The organism is Stenotrophomonas sp. YJH_SMC_58, from assembly GCF_059369635.1.
In genome coordinates this window covers 211,850-231,435 of the sequence record NZ_JCAFSW010000005.1, presented here as the reverse complement: position 1 = coordinate 231,435, position 19,586 = coordinate 211,850, and the positions used below count along the sequence as shown (strand labels likewise).

The 19,586-nt window shown below is 67.6% G+C and carries 18 protein-coding genes; 4 read left to right on the top strand and 14 right to left on the bottom strand.

The window, feature by feature from the left end:
• Window positions 1–439: 439 nt before the first annotated feature.
• From murU to AC5P68_RS09400, 4 genes are all read right to left on the bottom strand, one after another.
• Complete coding sequence (murU, locus tag AC5P68_RS09415) at window positions 440–1,150, bottom strand: N-acetylmuramate alpha-1-phosphate uridylyltransferase MurU (RefSeq protein ID WP_231522603.1); 711 nt, start codon at window positions 1,148–1,150, stop codon at window positions 440–442.
• Window positions 1,147–2,172 carry an aminoglycoside phosphotransferase family protein gene (locus AC5P68_RS09410; RefSeq protein WP_231522604.1) on the bottom strand — a complete coding sequence of 342 codons (1,026 nt, stop codon included), beginning with the start codon at window positions 2,170–2,172 and terminating at the stop codon, window positions 1,147–1,149. Before AC5P68_RS09410 ends, murU begins: the two co-directional genes overlap by 4 nt.
• 64 nt (window positions 2,173–2,236) lie before the next feature.
• The gene (locus tag AC5P68_RS09405; RefSeq protein ID WP_005408411.1) at window positions 2,237–2,506 is read right to left on the bottom strand and encodes a GlsB/YeaQ/YmgE family stress response membrane protein; all 270 of its coding nucleotides are present in this window, start codon (window positions 2,504–2,506) and stop codon (window positions 2,237–2,239) included.
• A 68-nt stretch (window positions 2,507–2,574) separates the two neighbouring features.
• On the bottom strand, window positions 2,575–4,068 hold the full coding sequence (locus tag AC5P68_RS09400; protein ID WP_005408412.1) for a M20 family metallopeptidase: 1,494 nt from the start codon (window positions 4,066–4,068) through the stop codon (window positions 2,575–2,577).
• 199 nt (window positions 4,069–4,267) lie between these two features.
• Here AC5P68_RS09400 and AC5P68_RS09395 point away from each other — a divergent pair, with 199 nt between their 5' ends.
• From AC5P68_RS09395 to AC5P68_RS09380, 4 genes are all read left to right on the top strand, one after another.
• Window positions 4,268–4,594 (top strand): ComEA family DNA-binding protein, encoded by a 327-nt coding sequence (locus AC5P68_RS09395; RefSeq protein WP_024958219.1) that lies wholly within the window; start codon window positions 4,268–4,270, stop codon window positions 4,592–4,594.
• Window positions 4,595–4,946: 352 nt separating this feature from the next.
• Entirely contained in the window at window positions 4,947–6,032 is a 1,086-nt protein-coding gene (locus tag AC5P68_RS09390; protein WP_087803688.1) for a L,D-transpeptidase, read from the top strand.
• A 17-nt stretch (window positions 6,033–6,049) separates the two neighbouring features.
• Window positions 6,050–6,775: a murein L,D-transpeptidase catalytic domain family protein gene (locus tag AC5P68_RS09385; protein ID WP_231522605.1), complete on the top strand. Its 726-nt coding sequence runs from the start codon at window positions 6,050–6,052 to the stop codon at window positions 6,773–6,775.
• Between the two features lie 34 nt (window positions 6,776–6,809).
• Complete coding sequence (locus AC5P68_RS09380; RefSeq protein WP_231522606.1) at window positions 6,810–7,418, top strand: HutD/Ves family protein; 609 nt, start codon at window positions 6,810–6,812, stop codon at window positions 7,416–7,418.
• 193 nt (window positions 7,419–7,611) lie between these two features.
• On the opposite strand, the gene AC5P68_RS09375 is transcribed toward AC5P68_RS09380, so the two are convergent.
• From AC5P68_RS09375 to AC5P68_RS09330, 10 genes are all read right to left on the bottom strand, one after another.
• On the bottom strand, window positions 7,612–9,216 hold the full coding sequence (locus tag AC5P68_RS09375; protein ID WP_231522607.1) for a sulfite reductase subunit alpha: 1,605 nt from the start codon (window positions 9,214–9,216) through the stop codon (window positions 7,612–7,614).
• Complete coding sequence (locus AC5P68_RS09370; RefSeq protein WP_033835582.1) at window positions 9,213–10,184, bottom strand: FAD:protein FMN transferase; 972 nt, start codon at window positions 10,182–10,184, stop codon at window positions 9,213–9,215. Before AC5P68_RS09370 ends, AC5P68_RS09375 begins: the two co-directional genes overlap by 4 nt.
• 53 nt (window positions 10,185–10,237) lie before the next feature.
• Window positions 10,238–11,041, bottom strand: coding sequence for a DUF4198 domain-containing protein (locus tag AC5P68_RS09365; protein ID WP_005408419.1), 804 nt, complete (start codon window positions 11,039–11,041; stop codon window positions 10,238–10,240).
• Between the two features lie 122 nt (window positions 11,042–11,163).
• Window positions 11,164–11,682 carry a DUF2271 domain-containing protein gene (locus tag AC5P68_RS09360; protein ID WP_005408420.1) on the bottom strand — a complete coding sequence of 173 codons (519 nt, stop codon included), beginning with the start codon at window positions 11,680–11,682 and terminating at the stop codon, window positions 11,164–11,166.
• A 26-nt stretch (window positions 11,683–11,708) separates the two neighbouring features.
• A complete protein-coding gene (locus AC5P68_RS09355) occupies window positions 11,709–12,347 on the bottom strand; it encodes a PepSY-associated TM helix domain-containing protein (protein WP_099529796.1) in 639 nt (212 codons plus the stop codon).
• Window positions 12,348–12,577: 230 nt separating this feature from the next.
• Window positions 12,578–14,998, bottom strand: a complete 2,421-nt coding sequence (locus tag AC5P68_RS09350; protein ID WP_231522608.1) for a TonB-dependent receptor domain-containing protein — start codon at window positions 14,996–14,998, stop codon at window positions 12,578–12,580.
• A 146-nt stretch (window positions 14,999–15,144) separates the two neighbouring features.
• Window positions 15,145–15,543, bottom strand: coding sequence for a hypothetical protein (locus AC5P68_RS09345; protein WP_005408423.1), 399 nt, complete (start codon window positions 15,541–15,543; stop codon window positions 15,145–15,147).
• A gap of 164 nt (window positions 15,544–15,707) precedes the next feature.
• Window positions 15,708–16,385 (bottom strand): Fe2+-dependent dioxygenase, encoded by a 678-nt coding sequence (locus AC5P68_RS09340; RefSeq protein ID WP_231522609.1) that lies wholly within the window; start codon window positions 16,383–16,385, stop codon window positions 15,708–15,710.
• Window positions 16,386–16,395: 10 nt separating this feature from the next.
• On the bottom strand, window positions 16,396–17,115 hold the full coding sequence (locus tag AC5P68_RS09335; RefSeq protein ID WP_227415301.1) for a tetratricopeptide repeat protein: 720 nt from the start codon (window positions 17,113–17,115) through the stop codon (window positions 16,396–16,398).
• 68 nt (window positions 17,116–17,183) lie between these two features.
• Window positions 17,184–19,490: a TonB-dependent receptor gene (locus AC5P68_RS09330; RefSeq protein WP_005408426.1), complete on the bottom strand. Its 2,307-nt coding sequence runs from the start codon at window positions 19,488–19,490 to the stop codon at window positions 17,184–17,186.
• Between the last annotated feature and the right edge of the window lie 96 nt (window positions 19,491–19,586).

Genomic DNA, 19,586 nt, shown 5'->3' with positions numbered 1-19,586 from the left:
ACGGCGCAAGTACGTCCATGTAGCCTCGATCGCGCCATCCATGGCGCTCACGCCCCCGCAACCTGAGCCACCCCGCCTTCGACAGGTTCCCGCGATCTGCGGGGACTGCGTACTGCACTGCTGACTGCTGACTGCTGACTGCTGACTGCTGTTGGTGGGTGTCGACCTTGGTCGACACGTGTCTTGCTTGTGGTGGGTGACGACCGTTGGTCGTCACCAGAGCAAGCGCAGCGAAGCGACCCGCTTTTGCTTTTCTTTCTTTCTTCCGTGGCTGGACGCCCACGGAAACTGTCAGAGGCTGGTCGGGTGGGCCATGCAGGGGCGTTGGCGCCATGGATGGCGCCATCGAGCTTACAGGGACGTACTTGCAGCGTCCCCTGCATGGCCCACCCGCCCGGCCAAGCACGGCTTTTGATCTGAGCGACCAGCCACGAGGGGCTCAGCCGTTCGCCGCCAACTCAGCATCCAGCGCACGCAGGCGATCCACGGTGCCGACATCGGTCCAGCGCCCGCGATGGTGCTGCCCGGTCATCAACCCCTGCGCCATGAAATGCTTCTGCAGCGGCACCACCGAGAACTTCGGCGGCAGCCGCTCGCTGCCCGGCGCCTCGCCGATCACCGTGCGCCAGTCGGCCACGATCGAAGGACGGTACACGCCGATGCCGGCATAGGTCAGGCAGGGGCCTTCGCGATCGTGGTGCAGCACCCCCTGCGTATCGAGGCGGTAGTCACCGTGCGGGTGCTGAACCGGATTGTCGACCAGCACCAGGTGCGCCTGGCCCCGCGGCTCGCGCGGCAGCGTGGCGAAATCGAAATCGGTCCAGATGTCGCCGTTCACCACCAGGAACGGGGCATCGCCCAGCACCGGCAGGGCGTTGAGGATGCCACCGCCGGTCTCCAGCGGGGTCGCTCCTTCGTACAGGAAATGCAGGTGCAGGCCCCATTGGCTGCCATCGCCCAGCGTCGCCGGGAACTGTTCGGCCAGCCATGCGGTGTTGACCACCACCTCGCGCACGCCGAGTGCGGCCAGGCGTTCCAGGTGCCAGACGATCAACGGCTTGCCAGCCACTTCCAGCAGCGGCTTGGGCGTGTGCAGGGTCAGCGGGCGCATGCGCTCGCCGAGGCCGGCGGCAAAGACCAGCGCCTTCATCGGGCCACGCGCATCGGTGCACCCAGCTCGGCCAGCGCCGGCTTGATGCGCTCGTCCAGCAGCTGCTGCAGCGGTGCCAGTTCCCGATAGCGCGGCAGCACTTCATCCAGATAGGTGATGAAGCGCGGTGCGTCGTCGAGGTAATGGCCCTTGTTGTCGCGGTAACGCAGCCGGCAGAACAGGCCCAGGATCTTCACGTGGCGCTGGATGCCCATCCAGTCGGCATCGCGCAGGAAGGTGGCGCGGTCGGGCACCGGCAGACCGGCGTCGCGGGCGCGCTCGTGATACTGCGCCAGCCACTCGTCCACACGCTCCAGCGGCCAGCTAAGGAACGCGTCCTTGAACAGGCTCATCGCGTCGTAGGCGATCGGGCCGCGCACCAGGTCCTGGAAATCCAGCACTGCGGGACCATTTTCGACCGGCATCAGATTGCGCGGCATGTAATCGCGGTGGGTCATCAGCTGGGCCTGGCCCAGCGCGTTGTCCATCAAGCGGCGGTGTACCAGCTGCAGCCCTTCGATCTCGCCGCAGTCCAGCTCCAGGTTCAGGTGGCGCTGCAGGAACCATTCGTCGAACAGGCCGGCATCGCGCTGCAGCAGCGCCTCGCCAAACTGGCCGAAGTCGGCCGGCACCGGGATCGCCTGCAGGCGCAGCAGCTGTTCGATCGAGCGGCCGAACCACTCATCGGCATTGCGCTCGTCGAGGATCCTGGCCAGGGTCGGGCCGCCGAGATCTTCCAGCAGCAGGAAGCCGGCATCCAGATCCTGCGCCAGCAGCATGGGCACGCGCAGGCCGTTGTCGTGCAGCAGGCCGCGCATGCGCAGCCACGGCCGCGGATCTTCCAGCCCCGGCGGGGCATCCATCACGATGTGGCTGCCGCGCGTGCTGGTGGTGCGCCAGTAGCTGCGCATGCCGGCATCGACCGAGGCGCGTTCGACCACCGCGTTGGCATCATCGAGCTGGGTACGGGCCCACTGCAGGCGCTGCGCGCTGCGCTGGGGATCGGAGGCGGGTTCGGTCATGCAGGCATATCCGGGCGCGCCGGGCGCGCCAACGTCGGGAACAGGAAGGGAAGGAGGGACGGGGTCAGCGACGGCCGCTGAACAGGCGCAGCACGGCCAGCACGGCCACCGCACCCACTACCGCACCGAGGAAACCGGCCGGCTCACCGGGGGCGTACCAGCCCATGTACTGGCCGAACCAGCCGGCCACCAGGGCGCCAAGGATGCCCAGCACGATGGTCAGCAGGCAGCCCATGCGGTTGTTGCCGGGCATGAAGAAACGCCCGAGCAGGCCGACGAAGAAGCCGACCAGGATGATGTAGAGCCAGCTGCTGCTGCCGAACAGACCATTCATGCGAGCGATTTCCGCCAAGGGTGGACGCAGCCTAGCAAGGCCAGGCTGCGTCCGTCACGGGTGCCGGATCAGCAGCAGCCGTGGTCGCCGTGGCGGGTGCCGCTGTCGGCAGCCACCGGCGAACCGCTGGTCTCGCCGCGCAGGCTGGCCGCGTAGTGCTCGCTGATCACCTTGGACACGCAGGCGGTGACCTTCTTGCCCATCGGGATGTGCAGGAACTCGTTCGGGCCGTGCGCATTGGAGTGCGGGCCGAGCACGCCGGTGATCATGAACTGCGCGCCCGGGAACTTCTCGCCCAGCATGCCCATGAACGGGATCGAGCCGCCTTCGCCCATGTACATCGCCGGCTTGCCGAAGAAGGCCTGGCTGGCGTCGTCGATGGCCTGGGTCAGCCACGGCGCCATGGCCGGGGCGTTCCAGCCGGTGGAGGCCTTTTCCAGGTCCAGGGTGACCTGCGCGCCGTTCGGCGGGTCGCGCAGCAGCGCTTCCTTCAGCAGCTCGCCGCAGGTCTTGCCATCGGCCGTCGGCGGCAGGCGCAGCGACAGCTTCACCGAGGTCTGTGGGCGCAGCACGTTGCCGGCCGATTCCAGCGGCGGCATGCCACCGACGCCGGTGACCGACAGCGCCGGGCGCCAGGTGCGGTTGAGCACCAGCTCGGTGAGGTCCTCGTTCATCGGGCGCAGGCCGTCGACCATCGGGAACTTCTCGAAGATCTCGGTATCCACCACTTCGGCGGCGCGCTTGGCCTGTTCCAGGCGTTCGGCCGGGATCTCGACGTTCATGCCGTCGATCAGGATGCGGCCGGTCTCCTGGTCCTCGATGCGCGAAAGGATCTGGCGCAGCAGGCGGAAGCTGGACGGGATCACGCCGGAGGCATCGCCGGAATGCACGCCTTCGTTGAGCACCTTCACGGTGAAATTGCCGCCGGTCAGGCCGCGCAGCGAGGTGGTGCACCACAACTGGTCGTAGTTGGCGCAGCCCGAATCCAGGCAGACCACCAGCGACGGCTTACCGATGCGGTCGGCGAGGTGGTCGACGTAGGCTGGCAGGTCGTAGCTGCCCGACTCTTCACAGGCTTCGATCAGCACCACGCAGCGCGCGTGCGGCAGGCCCTGGGCCTGCAACGCCAGCACGGCGGCCAGCGAGCCGAAGATGGCGTAGCCGTCATCGGCGCCGCCGCGGCCATACAGCTTGTCGCCGCGCAGGACCGGGGTCCACGGGCCGAGGTCGTCGTCCCATCCGGTCATTTCCGGCTGCTTGTCCAGGTGGCCGTAGAGCAGGATGGTGTCGTCGCCGGTCTCGGCGCCGGTGGCCGGAATTTCCAGGAAGATCAGCGGGGTACGGCCTTCCAGGCGCACCACTTCAACCTTCAGGCCGGGCAGCTGCTGGGCCCTGGCCCAGTTCTCCATCAGCGTGACCGCCTGTTCCATGTAGCCGTTCTGCACCCAATTGGCGTCGAACATCGGCGACTTGTTGGGAATGCGGATGTAGTCGACCAACTGCGGGACGATCTCGCTGTCCCACTTGTCATTGACGAATTGGCCGAGCTTGGCGCTGTCCATCTGAAACTCCGGTTGCATGGGCTGATCCGGCCATTCTACGCCTGTGCCACGGGTAGGGTTTTTCCTACATCACGTCGGGTATTTGGCTGGCTTACGGAAATCCGGGAAACCGATAGGCTGTGTGCATGTGGTGACGGACACTGTTCCTACCGACGGGATTGCCGGTCGGGGCGGCCAGAATCACAAGGAGATACACGTTGTGCCTTGGTTTGTCGTGTTGAGGGCACTGGTGCTGGTCATGGGGATCGCTGGGGCGCATGCCGCCGAACCGATCGACATCAACCGCGCCGATGCCCAGGCGCTGCAGCAGGGATTGACGATGGTCGGAGCCGCCAAGGCCGAGGCGATCGTCGAGCACCGGCGCAGACACGGCCCGTTTCATCGCGTCGAGGACCTGACGCAGGTGAAGGGGATAGGGAAAGCAATCGTCGAACGGAATCGACAGCGGATCACCGTAGGCAACAGGTTGTTGCCGGCGGATCCGGTACCCGGATCGGTACCGGTGCGAACCGTACCGAGGCGCTGACAGCAGGAATCGTCGGAACCGGCAGGAAGCTGGTTCAGCGGTCACGGACAGGACGGCCGTGACCACCGACCGCCGCAGGACGCGGCACCAATCACCAGGATGGTGGCATCACAGACCTGTGGAAGGGGCTGAGATACAAGCAGGACAGACGCGGCCGCGTGCAGGATGCAACGCTACCCCCACAGCGCAGGATGCGAGGGGGCGGCAGCAGGCCGACAAGGACGTAACGATTGCCCGGTACGACACATGGCTGTGTCGCCGGGCAGTTTCATTTCCGGCGCCTGGTTTTGCCGCGGCCACCACGGGCCGATGGTGTACGGTGGCCGCACCGCATGGAAAGGACCCCCGCTGGATGCTCCCGCTCCGCCCCACCACCCTGATGCTCGCCCTTGCACTGGCCCTGCCGCTGCTGGCCCATGCCGCTGCGCCGACAGCGGCTGGCAAGCCCACGGCTGCCGCAGCCAGCAGCGCTGAAGTGCGCGGGCCGACCGACCTCAAGCCGGGCGAATACCTCTGGCATCCGGAAATTTCGCCGACCGGCCCGATCGTGCTGGTGGTCAGCCTCGATGAGCAGCGCGCCTACGTCTACCGCAACGGCATTGCCATCGGCCTGACCACGATCAGCTCGGGCAAGGCCGGGCACGAGACGCCAACCGGCGTGTTCACCATCCTGCAGAAGGACAAGGACCACAGGTCCAACCTCTACAACAGCGCGCCGATGCCGTACATGCAGCGGCTGACCTGGGACGGCATCGCCCTGCATGGCGGCAGCCTGCCCGGGCATCCCGCCTCGCACGGCTGCGTGCGCCTGCCGCAGGCCTTCGCGCAGAAGCTGTTCAGCGAAACCCAGCGCGGCGATACCGTGGTCGTGGCCGATGCCAAGAGCTCACCGATGACCCTGGCTTATCCGTCGGTGCTGGCGCCGGTGAACGCGCGCGGCCAGGCGCTGCCGGAGGCCGAGGGCGGAGCCCCGGCACAGGCCTGGTGGGACGACAGCGCGGCGCCGGCCGGGCAGGTCGGCATCCTGGTCAGCCTGCACGACCAGCGCCTGTACGTGCTGCGCGATGGCGTGATGATCGGCGAATCGCCGCTGAAGGCTGACGCCCTGCCGGCGTTCCAGGGCACCACGCTGTTCGTGATGGGGCAGGGTTACAGCGACACCCCCAGCCCGCTGGACGTGAACCAGCGCCTGCACCAGTGGACGGCCTACCCGTTGCTGGGCCAGGACCGTGCCCAGGCCACGCCGGACCTGCTGGCCACGCCCTCGCTGCCGATGGCGCTGCCGCCCGATTTCGCCCGCCAGCTGTACCAGGTGCTGGTGCCGGGCACGACCCTGCTGGTGACCTCGCTGCCGGCGGTCCGCCCAAGCCCGGCTGAATCCGGAATGCAGCCGGTCTTGGAATCCGAGCCGCCAGGGTCCACCCTCAAGGGCAACTGAGTACCCTCGTTGTGCCCATGACTGCATCCCGCCTGTGCCGGCTGGCCGCGTTCGGCCTGCTGGCGACCTCGGCCAGCGCCCCGGCGCTGGCACAGACGCCCGCCCTTGCCACCAGCGCCGATGATCTGGCTGCCCTGCTGTCGCGCAGTGCGCCCAAGGCCGACCGCCACGTGTTGCAGCTGGCGGCGCACGCCATGCGCTGTGCGCTGCAGCGGCCGGAACTGGGCATCAATGGTGATCGCCTCAGCGTGATCGACTATTCGCGCCCGTCCACCGAGCCGCGCCTGTGGGTGTTCGACCTGGCCCACCAGCGCCTGCTGTTCGAGGAGTGGGTGGCGCATGGCCGCAACAGTGGCGAGAACCGCACCGAGCACTTCTCCAACCGCGATGGCAGCTTCATGTCCAGCCTCGGCGCGTTCACTGCGCAGGAGACCTACATGGGCGGCAATGGGTATTCGCTGCGCCTGGCGGGGTTGGAACCGGGCTTCAACGACAAGGCGCGGGAACGGGCCATCGTCATCCACGGCGCGCCGTACGTGAATCCGGCCACCGCACAGCTGCAGGGGCGGCTGGGCCGCAGCCTGGGTTGCCCGGCGGTGCGCCTGTCGGTGGCCAGGCCGCTGATCGATGCGTTGCGTGGCGGCACGATGGTGTTTGCTTACTACCCCGACCAGGATTGGCTGAAGCACTCGCAGCTGCTGGCCGGCGGGTGCGGTGGCCAGGGCACGCTCGCCACGCGGTGATGCACGACGGCGCGCGGCATGATGCAATGCGCCGATGAACATCGACTCCCTGCTGCACACTCCGAGCCAGGTGATCTCCAGCCTGGACTACCGCCGCGAACGTTGGCGCAACGGCCTGGGCTGGACCCGCGAGATCCTGCGCCTGCCCGCGCAGGGGGATGACTGGGCGCTGCGCCTGTCGGTGGCCGAAATCGAACAGGATGCCGCGTTCTCTGCCTTCCCCGGCGTGGAGCGTGAACTGGTGTTGCTGCAGGGCAATGGCGTGCGTCTGCGCTTCGACGATGGACGCGTGGCGGAAGTGCTGCCGCCACACGGACGAGTGCGGTTTGCTGGTGAGGAGACACTGCACGGGGAACTGGTCGATGGCACCACCCACGACTTCAACCTGATGTGGAAGCGCGAGCTGCTGCAGGCCGAACTGCTGCACCGGCCGCTGGTGGGCGCGATGTTCTTCTTCTGCGAACCGGGCGTGGCCTGGGCGCTGCATATGCTGGCCGGTCAGGCGGAGTTTGGTGCCGACAGCGGGCTGCCGGCGTTGCAGGCGGGCGATACCGCATGGTTGGCGGCCGGCGAACGTCAGCGGCACGCATTGCAGGGCGGTGGCGAGTTGCTGGCGATACGGGTCAGTGCAGCAGCGGGATGATTCCTGGGCGCCGGTGGGCGCCATCCACGCATGGCGTGGCTGCGGCCGCCGATGCCGCGTCATGGTGCGAACCAAGGTTCGCACCCACCAGAAGCGGTTCGCACCCACCAGAACGCGGTTCGCACCCACAAGAGGGCGGTTCGCGGGCGTCGGTGCGTTCAGTAGATCCACGCCATGCGTGGATGGGGCAACCTCAATACACATCGCGCCGGTAACGACCGGCCAGCAACAGCGCTTCCTTGCCCGCAGTACCCAACACCTGCTCGATCACCGCATCCACCGCCGGGGCCATGCCCTGCAGGCTGCCGCAGACCAGGATCGTCGTGCCTTCATCCACCCACTGCCGCAGCGTTGCCGCTTCGGCCAGCAGCCGGTCCTGCACATAGCGATGCGCGCCGCCATCTCGGCTGAACACCGCATCCAGCCGCGCCAGCGTGCCGTCGGCCAGCATCGCCTGCAGTTCTTCACCGAAGTGGAAGTCGTGCGCGGCGGTGCGCTCGCCAAACAGCAGCCAGGTGCGGCGCGCGCCCTGCAGGGCACGTTCGTGCAGATGCGCGCGCAGGCCGGCGATGCCGGTGCCGTTGCCGATCAGCAGCAGCGGCACATCGGCGGGCACGCCATGGAAATTGTCGTTGCGGCGCAGACGCAGCTGCACCGGTTCGTCGATGGCCGCGTGGTCGCACAGCCAGCCACTGCCGATGCCCGGTGTTCCATCGGCGCGCAGTTGGCGGCGCAGCAGCAGCTCCACCGCACCGTCGGCCATCACCGAGGCGATCGAGTACTCGCGGTGCGGCAGCGGCTGCAGGGTCGCCAGCAACGCAGGCAGATCACCCGGGGGAACCAATGAGGGCAGGTGCGAGCGCGCGACGCGTGCCAGCAACGTCTGTCCGTCATCCAGCACGATGTCCGCGTCAAAGCGTTGTGTGTCCAGCCAGGCACGCACGGTGTGCGATGCGTGCTGTGGGCCGATCTCGGCGATGTCACCGGCTTGCCATTGCGCATCTGCATCGGCTGGGGGTTGCAGGCGCAACCAATGCACGGGGCCGCCGGGGCTGCCCGGGTTCAGATGCTCGCGTTGCAGCAGCGTCCACGGCTGGTACTCGGCCGGACTCCAGTCGGGCAGTTCGCTGGCGTTACCGCCGAGTTGTCCCAGCAACTGCTGCCAATGACGCAGCGCCGCCGGATCGGCGTTGTCGACTTCGATTGCATCGAACAGTGGATGCGCGCCGTGCTGGCGCAGCCATTGGTCGAGCTGGTGACCGAATCCGCAGAAGTGGCCATAGCTGCGGTCGCCCAGTGCGAGCACGCCGTAGTGCAGATGCTGCAGCGAGGGCGGCGTGGCCATTACCCCGCGCAGGAACGGCAGGGCGTGGTCGGGCGGATCCCCTTCGCCGGTGGTGCTGGCGATGAACAGCGCGCGCTGGCTGCCGGCCAGCAACACGGCGTCGACCTCATGCAGTCCGCGCACGCGCGCTGGCACGCCGGCTCCGCGCAGGGCCTCGGCACTGCGTTCGGCCAGTTCGCGGGCAAAGCCGGTCTGGCTGGACCAGGCCAGCAGGATGGGCGCGGAGTCTCCGCTTGCGGCATCGTCGCGCGGGCGCCCACGCCACCACAGCGCAACGCAGGCCAGCGCATACAGCGCCGTGGCGAGTACCGCGATCTGAGACTGCCGCGCCGGTGGCGCACCCTGCCACCACGCTTCACCGAGGTGCAGGCGCAGCAGCGCCCAGCCGATCAGCGCCAGCAGAAGCAGGACCAGCGCGTTGCCGAGCCACGCGCGCGACGGCCGGGTACTCATGGGCTCTGCTCGTCGAGCAGGCGCTGGAAGGCGCTGCTGAGGAATTCCTGCGGGCCGTCTGCTGCACGCTGCAGGTAGCGTGCAGCCAGGCCTTCGCGCTCGGCCAGCGCCATGCCCTGTTCGCGGCCCAGCACGGTCAACGCAGTGGCCCAGGCATCAGCATGCATCGCGTCATCGGCAACCACCGTCACTGCCGCCGCAACCTGCCGCACCGGTCTGCCCGAACGCGGGTCCAGGCTGTGACTGTAGGCCTCGCCATCGACCTGGTACTGGTGCCAGCGATCGCCGGAGGTGGCCACCGCCTTGCCCTCCAGCGCCAGCACCCGCGGCGGGGTATTGGTGTGCGCATCTTCTTCCGGCGCGGACTCCACCAGCACGCGCCACGGCTGGCCGTCCGGTTTGCGGCCGTAGCCGGCCAGTTCGCCGCCGACTTCGACCAGCGCGGCAGTGATGCCCTGTGTGCGCAGCCACGCAGCGACATGGTCGACGCCAAAGCCCTTGGCGATCGCGGAGAGATCCAGTTCCAGCCCGCCCGGTTGCAGCAGCGCATCGTCCTGCCATTGCAGGCGCTGCCAACCGCAGCGATCGCGCGTGGCCTGCAGGGTAGCGTCGTCGGGCTGGCGGCGTTCACCGGCATGTGCACCGAAGCCCCACAGTGCAACCAGCGGACCGACGGTGGGATCGAAGGCGCCGCCACTGGTGGACGCGATCGCCTGTGCGCAGGCCAGAACGTAACGAGTCTCGGCCGGCAGCACGCCCCATTGGCCCGCGTCGGCGCGGTTGTAGCGGCTCAGGTCCGAACCGGGCTCCCAGGTACTCATCTGCGCGACCACTTCGTCCAGCCGCGCCTGGATGCCGGCGTGCAGCGGGTGCAGGTCGCGCTGGCGCGGCGCGACCAGCGACACGCTCCAGGTGGTGCCCATGGTGGTGCCGCCGAGGCGGGCGATGTCGAGCAGGGAGTCGGTCATGGTGATGCGTTGCGGGTGCGATGCCGGGCTGCCCGGCATCGCGGTCCACGTCATTACTGCGGCAGCACTTCCAGCGTGGCGACGTAGCTCAGGCGGCGCTTGGCGGCCTGCTTCACCGACGTCTTGTTGTCCTCGGTGCCGGTTTCCAGCCAGTACATGCCGGCTTCCGGCCAGGTCACCTTGATCTCGCCCTTGGCATCGCTGGTGACCTTCAGCTCGTCCTGTGCGTTGCGGTAGCGGGTGGCACCACGCACGATCTCGAATTCCAGGCCGGCCGCCGGCTTGCCATCGACGAGCACGCGGAAGGTGGCTTCCTCGCCGGCGAACAGATCGTTCGGGTGGCCGACGGCGACCAGCTCGATGCCACGGTTGGTCGGCTTCAGCGCAGTATCGTTCGGCGCGCCGTTGGTGACGAAGGTCTCCACGCGGCCGACCGACTGGCTCACTTCCAGCTTCTTCGCGTCCTTCGGCAGTTCGCCGAAGGTGGCGACGCTGCCGCGCCAGCGCTTGCGCTCGCCGTTCTGCTCGTAGGTGGCGAACAGGCCGTCATTGACCGACGCGATGCGGTAGGTGCCCGGCTGCTTCAGTTCGATGTCGAACACGCTGCGGTACTTGCCGGTGGATGCGTTCTGCGGCTGCACGGTGCTGCCGTCCGGCGCGGTGATCACCAGCGATTCCAGGCGCAGCGGCACGTGGTTGAAGTAGAACAGGTCGTTGGAGACCGCACCGTCGACGGTGATCCACGGCGCGTTGCCGGCGATCACGGTCTGCGAGGGCAGCAGCCAGGCCTTGTGGGCCAGGGCGGAGAAGGGAAGGGCAGCGGCCAGGGCGGCGGCGAGGACGAGCGTGCGCTTCATGCGGAAGACTCCAGTTGGAAGGGGTCGGATCCCTTTCCATCGGAAAGGGCTCTGACCCCGGGGGATACGGCGATGGGGTCAGAGCCCTTCCTGCGGAACGGATCCGACCCCGGCTCAGGCAGTTATGGTTTGACGGCGAGGGTGACCTGGCCCAGTTCGGTGGCGCCCTGCGCCTTGCCGTTCTGCGCGGCGGTAGCTGGCCAGGTGAAGGGGATCTTCAGCAGCTCGCGGCCGCCGACTTCGCGCACCGCTTCCACCACCAGGGTGTAGTTGCCCGGGGCCAGCTGCTTCAGTGCCGGCTGCCTGTCGTTGAACGACAGCGCGTGCTTGCCGGCCGGGCGGGTCGGGCCGGTCACGCCGTCCACCGGCACCTGCAGGGTGCGGCCACTCTTGCGCCACCACTGGCGCAGGTCGGGCAACCACTTGGTGCCGTGGCCTTCGCTGTTGCTGGTCTGCTGGTACCAGACCGAGAGGTTGGCCGCGACCTTCTGGTCGGCGCCTTCCAGCCACACGGCCACATACGGCCGGTGGTATTCGGCCACGTTGAGCTTGGGCACTTCGACGTTGATGTCGAGGGTGGTGGCATAGGCCGGCGAGGTGGCCAGCAGGCCGCTGAGGGCGATGGTCAGGGTGACGCGCATGGGGCGGCTCCGGAAACGGGGAAAAGTCAGTGGATCAGCAACAGGGCGATCAGCAGCGGGATCATCAGGCCGAGGCCGACCAGCGGCCAGGTCATGCGCCGCTGCCGCGCATGCAGGTGCAGCAGGAACAGGCCGGTGATGCAGAACACCAGGCAGGCCACGGCGAACAGGTCCAGGAACCAGCCCCACGCCGGGCCCGCGTTGCGGCCCTTGTGCAGGTCGTTGAGGTAGGACACCGCGCCGCGCGAGGTCGATTCGTATTCCACCGCGCCGGTCTCGCGATCGATGCTCAGCCAGGCGTCGCCACCGGGGCGCGGCAGCGACAGGTAGATCTCTTCGGGCGACCACTCGGCCGGTCGCCCGCCGATGGCGATGCCCAGCTGCGTGTCCAGCCATTGCCGGGCAGGGCGCGGAATCGGTGCGTTGCCCTCTTCGCGCGTGCCGAGCTGTCCAAGCAGCGCGGCCGGCAGTTCCAGATGCTGGTTCTGCACCTCGGGCTTGGCTTCGATCTTCGCGGCATGGTTGAGGGTCAGGCCGGTCACCGCGAACAGCAGCATGCCGATCAGGCACACCGCCGAGCTGATCCAGTGCCACTGGTGCAGCGTCCGCAGCCAGAAGCCACGGTTCTGTTGCTGCTGCACGGTGGAAGAGGCAGGACGGCTCACGGCACGGTTCGAGGCGGACGCGGACTGCCCATTACATCATTGATGAGAATAGCTCGCAATTGCGTGTCGTTCTGTATCCCTGGAGCAGGTCTGGCGGGTTGCCGGCCAGCGGCCGGCGCTACCGATCGGTAGATCCAGGCCATGCGTGGATGAAGCGGTGCCGACCAAGGTCGGCACCCACCAGGGCAGGGCAATGCCGGCCAGTGGCCGGCACTGCCGGTGCGCGGCGATCAGAACTTCGCGTTCAACGAAATCCAGTAGCTGCGGCGCTGGTCCTTGGTCGCGTAGTCATCCACGCAACTGAACTCGCTGGGATTGAGCAGCAGGCAAGACTGCGAAACGAAGTCCTTGTCGAACAGGTTGTTGACCCGTGCATTGACCGTCAGCCACGGCGTAGCCTTCCAGCTGCCCCCCAGGTGGAAGATCGTGTAGTCCTCGTAATAGCGCACGTGGCGGGTGCCGGCACTGTCGATGAGGGTGTCGCGATAGCGGTCGTAGCGGCCTTCGCCGATCAGCGACAGGCTGATCGCTTCGTTGATCTGCCAGTTGAGGCTTGCGTTGGCCATGTGCTTTGCCGGCGTGGTGCCTGAGATCGGGCGTCCCTTGTCGGGGCCGCTGGTCTGCTCGCTCCTGGTCCAGGTGTAGTTGCCGCGCAGCTGCAGGGTGTCGAGCAGATCGACATGACCGGCCAGTTCCGCGCCGCGGGTCTCGGCCTTGTCGATGTTCACGCTCTGGGTGAAGGTGCTGTAGCCCAGTGCTGCCCAGCCTGGGCCGATGTCCACGCAGTAGCCGCTGCCGGCGCGCGCCACTTCGCAGTTCGGGAACGTTCCGCCGCTGGCGATCTTGTCTTCGAACGTGTTGAAGAAGCCGGTGACGTTGAAGCCCCAGCGCTGGCCTTCGTAATAGGCGGCCAGCTCGTAGTTGGTGCTGGTTTCAGGCTTGAGGTTCGGGGAACCGACCAGCGGCAGCACGCCCTGGCCACCAAAGCCGGTGATGCCCGGGAACAACTGGTCCGGTCGCGGGGTCTTGTAGCCGGTGCTGACGCCACCCTTGAAGGTCCACGCATCGCTGGCGTTCCACACCAGGTAGCCACGCGGACTGACGTGGCTGCCGAACACGTTGTGGTCGTCGTAGCGCAGGCCGAAGGTAGCGGTGAGGGTATCGGTCAGCGCCCAGTTGTCCTCGGCGAACAGCGCCCACATGCGGTGCTTCTGCCTGGTGTTGCTCCGATAACCGGCGCCATCCATGCCGAACACGCCGTCGATCATGTCGGTGTCGTTGTACTGGCCGCCGACGGTCAGCTTGTGCGCGCCGAAGTCGAGGTCGAGCATCGTGTCGAGCACGTAGCCCTCCAGTTCCATGGTGCGCAGCGGACGCGGCAGGAACGCCTGCAGGCGCGCCATCTCGCTCGGGTTGAGCGCGGCCAGGGCATTGCCACGGCCGGCCGCACAGTTGTTGGCGGCACCGGTGCGGCGGCAGACGTCATTCCACAGCGTCTGCAGGTTGGCGCGCTCGTCCAGGGTCAGTGGCAGCGAACGACCGAGGTTGCTGCTCTTGCTGTGGGTCAGTGAGGTCTGCCAGGTGCCGAAGCTGTAGCGGCCCTGGTGGGTCAGCGACAGCTGATCGCGCTCATAGCGCTGGTAGGCGGTGTAGCCGACGCGCGGCTGCACCACGCGGCGGGTGACGGTGCCGCTGCCGTTCGGGTTGGGGATGACCGCATTGCCAACACGCCACAGGCTGGCCAGGCTGTCCAGCGTGCCGGTCTGGCCTTCGCTGTTGTCGTACTTCTGCCGCGACACGTCGTAGTCCAGCCACAGTTCGTGGTCATCGTTGACCCGGAAGTCCAAGCGCACGCCGGTATTCCAGTTGGTGTTGGCCACCGACTTGCCACCGCCGCCGAAGCCGATGCTGCGCTCCCACAGACTGCCGTCGGGCAGGGTCAGTGCATCCCACTCCGGGTTCGATGCCTTGGCATCGTAGTAGCTGCCGCGCAGCGCCAGGCTGAGGCGGTCCTTCAGCAGCGGGCCGCTGAGGTACAGGTCGGTGGTGTGCGCATCACCGAACTGGTCGTCCTGCTGCACGGTGAAGCCCTGGGTTACGGCGCCATGCCAGCGGTCCTGGTTGCGACGGGTGATGATGTTGATCACGCCGCCCATCGCGTCCGAGCCGTACAGCGTGGACATCGGGCCGCGCACGACTTCGATGCGCTCGATCGCGTCCAGCGGCGGCAGGTAGGCGAACTGGCCGCCACCGAAGTTGTTCGGGTACAGCTGGCCGACATTGCTCTGGCGGCGGCCGTCGATCAGCACCAGGGTGTATTCGGACGGCAGGCCGCGCATGGAGATGGTGGCGCGGCCGTTCTTGTCGGTAGCCTCCAGGCCGACGTCGATGCCTTCGACGTCGCGCAGCGCGTCGACCAGGTTGGTGTAGGGGCGCTTGCTGAGTTCTTCGCGGCTGACCACGCTGATGCTGGCCGGTGCATCGATCACCTTCTGCTCGAAGCCGGAGGCGGTGACCACCACCTTGTCCAGCGTCTGTGGCGCGCCGGAAGCGTCACCGTGGGCGAAGGCAGGGGCGGTCATGGCCGCCAGTACGGCGCTGGTCAGCAGGGTACGGGACAGGGACGAACGGACACGATGGCGCTGGGCCATGGCAGTAACCTCGAAGGATGCAGGGTGGTGCGATGCCAGGCGCGAACGGCGCGGCATGCACGGGGAGGCCCGGTCAGGGGCGGCAGGGATGAAGCAGGCAGCGGCGCGCGGGCGCGACCGCGCAGGCGGTCACGCGGGGCCGTGAATCAGGCGAGCGGCGGCGCCTGGCCGCGTTGCTGGCGGCGCCCGGGCGCATCGGCCCAGGGCGTATCCGGAGCGGCCAGCGGCCAGTCCGGGCGCACGCCGGGCATGGCCGGCGTGGCGGGTACGAGTTCAAGCTCGGTGCGCAGCCATTGGCTGGCCAGCAGCAACGGCGGGCGTGCCTTCTCGGCTGATTTCACCGGAGCGGCAGCACAGCGGCGCAGCTTGGCCGGTGCCTCTTCCTGCAAGGCTTCGCCGCCGCGCTCTTCCAGCGGCATCTGCACGGCCATTCCGGCCTGGCCGTGTGGCAGCAGCGGCAGGGTGCCCAGCAGCAGGGCCAGCATCGCCACCCACGCCAGCAGGCTGGCCAGCGCAGGACGCTGGCCGCGCATGGCGGTGCCCATCTTGCGATGGATGAGTGGACGAGGGCGAAGCGGGCGCAGCAAGCAGGGGTCCCCAGGGGTCTGCCGGCAGCGGCCGGCATCAACGGGGCGTGATTGTAATGAGAGCTGTTAGCTGTTGCAAATGAGAATGATTGCCAAAATGTCGCAGGCCAGCCCGACCGGGCTCAGACCTCGCTCCAGCGCCGCAGCAGGTTGTGGTACACGCCGGTCAGCTGCAGCACCGCCTCGGCGTCGCCGCCGGTCTGCCGCAGGCGCTCGATCGAGCCGTCCATTTCCCATAGCAGGCGGCGCTGCACATCGTCGCGGACCATGCTCTGCACCCAGAAGAACGAGGCCACGCGCGCGCCGGCGGTGACGGGGCGCACCCGGTGCAGGCTGCTGGACGGGTACACGATCAGGTCGCCGGCGGGCAGCTTCACTTCGTGCTCGCCGTAGGTGTCGCTGATGATCAGTTCGCCGCCCTCGTACTCGTCCGGCGCCGACAGGAACAGGGTGCAGGAAATGTCCGAACGCAGCTGTTCGCCGTTGGCCAGGTTCATCACCGCGCCGTCAACATGGAAGCCATAGGTGCCGCCACCGCTGTAGCGGTTGAAGCGCGGCGGCAGGTATTTCAGCGGCAGCGCGGCGCTGAAGAACAGCGGGTGCCGGGCCAGCGCGACGAGGATGATCTCGCCCAGTTCGCGGCGCAGCGGTGAGGCCTCGGGCAGCTGCTGGTTGTGCTTGGCCTGCGCGCCCAGATGGCCGACGGTTTCGCGGCCATCGGTCCAGTCGGCGGCATCCAGTCGGCGGCGAAAGTCGGCCACCTGGTCGGCGCTGAGAATGTCGGGGATGTGCAGCAGCATGCGGGACTCCTCAGAGGGACGGCGGCGCGACCAGGGCGCGCACCTGTGGATGCGGCGACGCGGCCAGTTCCGGCACGATGTGCGCCATGAACGCCGGGCTGCCGTGGGCCAGTGCGAGCCGCAGCCAGTGCACGGCCTGCTCGACCTGTCCGGCCTGCAGCAGGATCGAGGCGTAGTTCGCCTGGCCGCGGAAATCGCCGGCTTCGGCCGCGCGCTGGTACCAGGCCAGGGCTGCCTGCGGATCGGGTGCGGTATCCAGCCCGTCTTCGAGGTGGCGGGCCAGCAGGTTCATCGATTTGGCATGGCCCAGGTGTGCGGCACGGGTGTACAGGGCCAGCGCCTGTGCGCGGTCCTGGGGCACGCCGCGGCCGGTGGCCAGCAGGTTGGCCAGGTTGTACAGGCCCCAGTCCAAGCCGGTGTCGGCCGCGCGCCGGTACCACACCGCGGCCAGCACCGGGTCGGGTGCGGTGCCCTGGCCCAGTTCGTGGCAGCGGCCCAGCATGTTCATCGCCATCGGCGCGCCGTTGTTGGCGGCGGTTTCGTACCAGAGCCGTGCCGCCGAGGCGTCCTGTGCGGTGCCTTTGCCTTCCATGTGCATCTGCGCGAGCAGCAGTTGTGCCTCGACCTGTCCGGCCTGCGCGGCGTCGCGCACGCGTGCGAAGGCAGCCTGCGGATCGTGCTGCAGCAGCGCGGCCAGAGCATCGCTGTCGATGGGGGTACGGGTTGCCATGGGGTGAGTATCGCCGGAAACAAAAACGGCGGCAGGAGAGCCTGCCGCCGTGGTGGAGCGCAGTTACATCAGAACTTCACGTTCAGTGCCAGGGTGGCCGAGCGACCCGGGGCGATGCTCGCGTAGTGCGAGGCATAGGCCTTGGTGAAGTAGGTCTTGTCGGTCAGGTTCTGCACGTTGAGCTGCAGGCTGATGTTGTCCTGGATCGCGTAGCTGGCCATCGCGTCGAAGCGGGTGTAGCTGGCAATCCACTTGGTGTTGGCGACGTCACCGTACTGCTTGTCCGAGTAGAACGCACCGGCGCCGATGGTCAGGCCGATCGGGAAGCGGTAGGTGGTCCACAGGTTGGCGCTGTGCTTGGCGGTGTTCGGGAACTCGTTGCCGTTGTTCGGCGACGGCACGTAGACGTTGGACGGGCAGGTGCGGCCCACCGGTGCGCCACAGACGAAACCGTTGTCCTTCAGTTCCGAGTCCAGGTAGGTGTAGCCGCCGTACAGGCTCCAGGCATCGGTCAGCTGTCCGGTGAAGCCCAGCTCGAAGCCGTTGATTTCCTTCTTGCCGGCGTTCTGGCTGGTGCCGTTGTCGATGGTCACGCGTGCGTTGTTCATCACGGTGTGGAAGATCGCTGCGGTCAGGTTCAGGCGCTTGTCGAACAGGTCCCACTTGGTGCCCAGTTCGAGGTTCCTGGTGTCCTGCGGCTTGAGGTCGGCCACGGCGGCGCTCAGGCCGTCCGAACCGTCGCCACCGTCCATGCCCGGCGGGGTCGAGGAGGTGCCCCAGGACAGGTAGATGCTGCCGTTGGCGGCCGGCTTGAATACCACGCCGGCCTGGTAGTTCAGGAAGTCGTTGCTGTTGCGCACGCGGGTCGGTGCCTTGCCGGCCACCGGAGTGGTCAGGGTGGTACGGAAGTCGTCGTAGCGAAGGCCGAGGTTGATCATCCACTGCTCATTGAGCTCGATGGTGTCGAACACGTAGGCCGAGGTGGTCTTGGTGCGCTGCTCGACGTCCAGTGCCTTGTCGCTGCGATAGACGATCTGACCGGCCGCCCATGGATCGTTCGGGTTCGGATTGTTGAAGTCGGTGCAGTTGTAGCCGGTGGCCGCGCCGGACACCTGGCAGCGAGTGCTGTTGGCGCTGTTTTCAAGGGGATTGGCGGTGCCCGGCGACATCAGGTAGCTGCCACGGGTCATCTTCTCGTCGCTGTACTCCACGCCCGCGCTGTAGCTGTGCTTGAGCGCGCCGGTCTGGAACGCACCGGTCAGGCCCAGCTGGTCGGCGAAGCTCTTGACGTCGACCGCACGGGTGTTGGTGCGACGCCACAAGGTGCCGTACAGGTTGGGGTTGCCCTTGCTGTCGTCCGGCTGGGTCCACAGGTAGTCGTTGCTGGTGTTGCCCAGGCGCGCGATGTTGCGCAGCTTGTGGCCACCGAAGTCGTAGCTGGCATCCAGGGTGCTGATGTCGGCGCGGGTGCGCTGGAAGTCACGGTCGACCAGACCGTAGTAGTTGTTGCGGTCCGGCACCATCGGGCGGCCATCACCGTTCTTGGCCACGTTCGGGCCGCTGGAGAACGGATTGCTGTAGGGGAAGCCACCCGCATCGGGCAGGTCATCGCTCTGCATGTGGTAGTGGCTGGCGATCAGTTGCGCCGGGCCGTTCAGGCCGAACGCGATCGACGGCGCGATGCCCCAGCGGCTGACGTTGGCGGCGTCGCGGCCGGCGATGTCCGACTCGTGCTTCATCAGGTTCAGGCGGGCGGCGATGCCGTCGCCCAGCACGTAGTTGGCGTCCACGGTGCCGCGCGCGTAGCTGTCGGTGCCGATGCCCATGCTGGCGCTGGTCTCGTTCTTCAGCTTCGGCGTCTTGCTCACCAGATTCAGGCTGCCACCACCGGAGTCACGGCCGCCGTAGGCCGAGCTCGGGCCCTTGACCACTTCCACCTGCTCCAGGTCGAAGATCTCGCGGGTCTGCGAGCCGACGTCGCGCAGTCCGTCGACGAACACGTTGCTCTGCGAATCGAAGCCACGGATGAAGGGGCGGTCACCGGTCGGGTTGCCGCCTTCGCCGGCACCGAAGGTGATGCCCGGCACCATGCGCAGCGCATCCTGCAGGTTGGTCGCACCGGTTTCGGCGATCAGCTTCTCCGACACGATCGACACCGACTTCGGGGTGTCCAGCAGCTCGGCGGTGAACTTCGGCGAGGACGGGTTGAACCAGCTGCCGCGCACCTGCACCTTGTCCAGCTCGGTGGCGTTGCGGGAACCGGCGTCGGCGCCGTCGGCAGCCTGCGCAGCCAGCGGAGCAAAGCCCGCGGCCAGGGTGGCGGTGGCGAGCAGGGAAACGCGCGGGGCGTGCTTGCGGGACGTGATGTGGGTCATGACTGTGGGTAGTGGCTTGGATCGGGAAAGGGCGAGCGCGAGCCGGCGCAGATGGGCATGCGGCGACAGGCGGGAAGTGGGTGCTGTAGAGCCGAG

Coding starts and splice junctions, on each gene's coding strand:
- murU (WP_231522603.1), bottom strand. CDS start 1,150: ATGAAGGCGCTGGTCTTTGCCGCCGGCCTCGGCGAGCGCATGCGCCCG.
- AC5P68_RS09410 (WP_231522604.1), bottom strand. CDS start 2,172: ATGACCGAACCCGCCTCCGATCCCCAGCGCAGCGCGCAGCGCCTGCAG.
- AC5P68_RS09405 (WP_005408411.1), bottom strand. CDS start 2,506: ATGAATGGTCTGTTCGGCAGCAGCAGCTGGCTCTACATCATCCTGGTC.
- AC5P68_RS09400 (WP_005408412.1), bottom strand. CDS start 4,068: ATGGACAGCGCCAAGCTCGGCCAATTCGTCAATGACAAGTGGGACAGC.
- AC5P68_RS09390 (WP_087803688.1), top strand. CDS start 4,947: ATGCTCCCGCTCCGCCCCACCACCCTGATGCTCGCCCTTGCACTGGCC.
- AC5P68_RS09385 (WP_231522605.1), top strand. CDS start 6,050: ATGACTGCATCCCGCCTGTGCCGGCTGGCCGCGTTCGGCCTGCTGGCG.
- AC5P68_RS09380 (WP_231522606.1), top strand. CDS start 6,810: ATGAACATCGACTCCCTGCTGCACACTCCGAGCCAGGTGATCTCCAGC.
- AC5P68_RS09375 (WP_231522607.1), bottom strand. CDS start 9,216: ATGAGTACCCGGCCGTCGCGCGCGTGGCTCGGCAACGCGCTGGTCCTG.
- AC5P68_RS09370 (WP_033835582.1), bottom strand. CDS start 10,184: ATGACCGACTCCCTGCTCGACATCGCCCGCCTCGGCGGCACCACCATG.
- AC5P68_RS09365 (WP_005408419.1), bottom strand. CDS start 11,041: ATGAAGCGCACGCTCGTCCTCGCCGCCGCCCTGGCCGCTGCCCTTCCC.
- AC5P68_RS09360 (WP_005408420.1), bottom strand. CDS start 11,682: ATGCGCGTCACCCTGACCATCGCCCTCAGCGGCCTGCTGGCCACCTCG.
- AC5P68_RS09350 (WP_231522608.1), bottom strand. CDS start 14,998: ATGGCCCAGCGCCATCGTGTCCGTTCGTCCCTGTCCCGTACCCTGCTG.
- AC5P68_RS09345 (WP_005408423.1), bottom strand. CDS start 15,543: ATGGGCACCGCCATGCGCGGCCAGCGTCCTGCGCTGGCCAGCCTGCTG.
- AC5P68_RS09340 (WP_231522609.1), bottom strand. CDS start 16,385: ATGCTGCTGCACATCCCCGACATTCTCAGCGCCGACCAGGTGGCCGAC.
- AC5P68_RS09335 (WP_227415301.1), bottom strand. CDS start 17,115: ATGGCAACCCGTACCCCCATCGACAGCGATGCTCTGGCCGCGCTGCTG.
- AC5P68_RS09330 (WP_005408426.1), bottom strand. CDS start 19,490: ATGACCCACATCACGTCCCGCAAGCACGCCCCGCGCGTTTCCCTGCTC.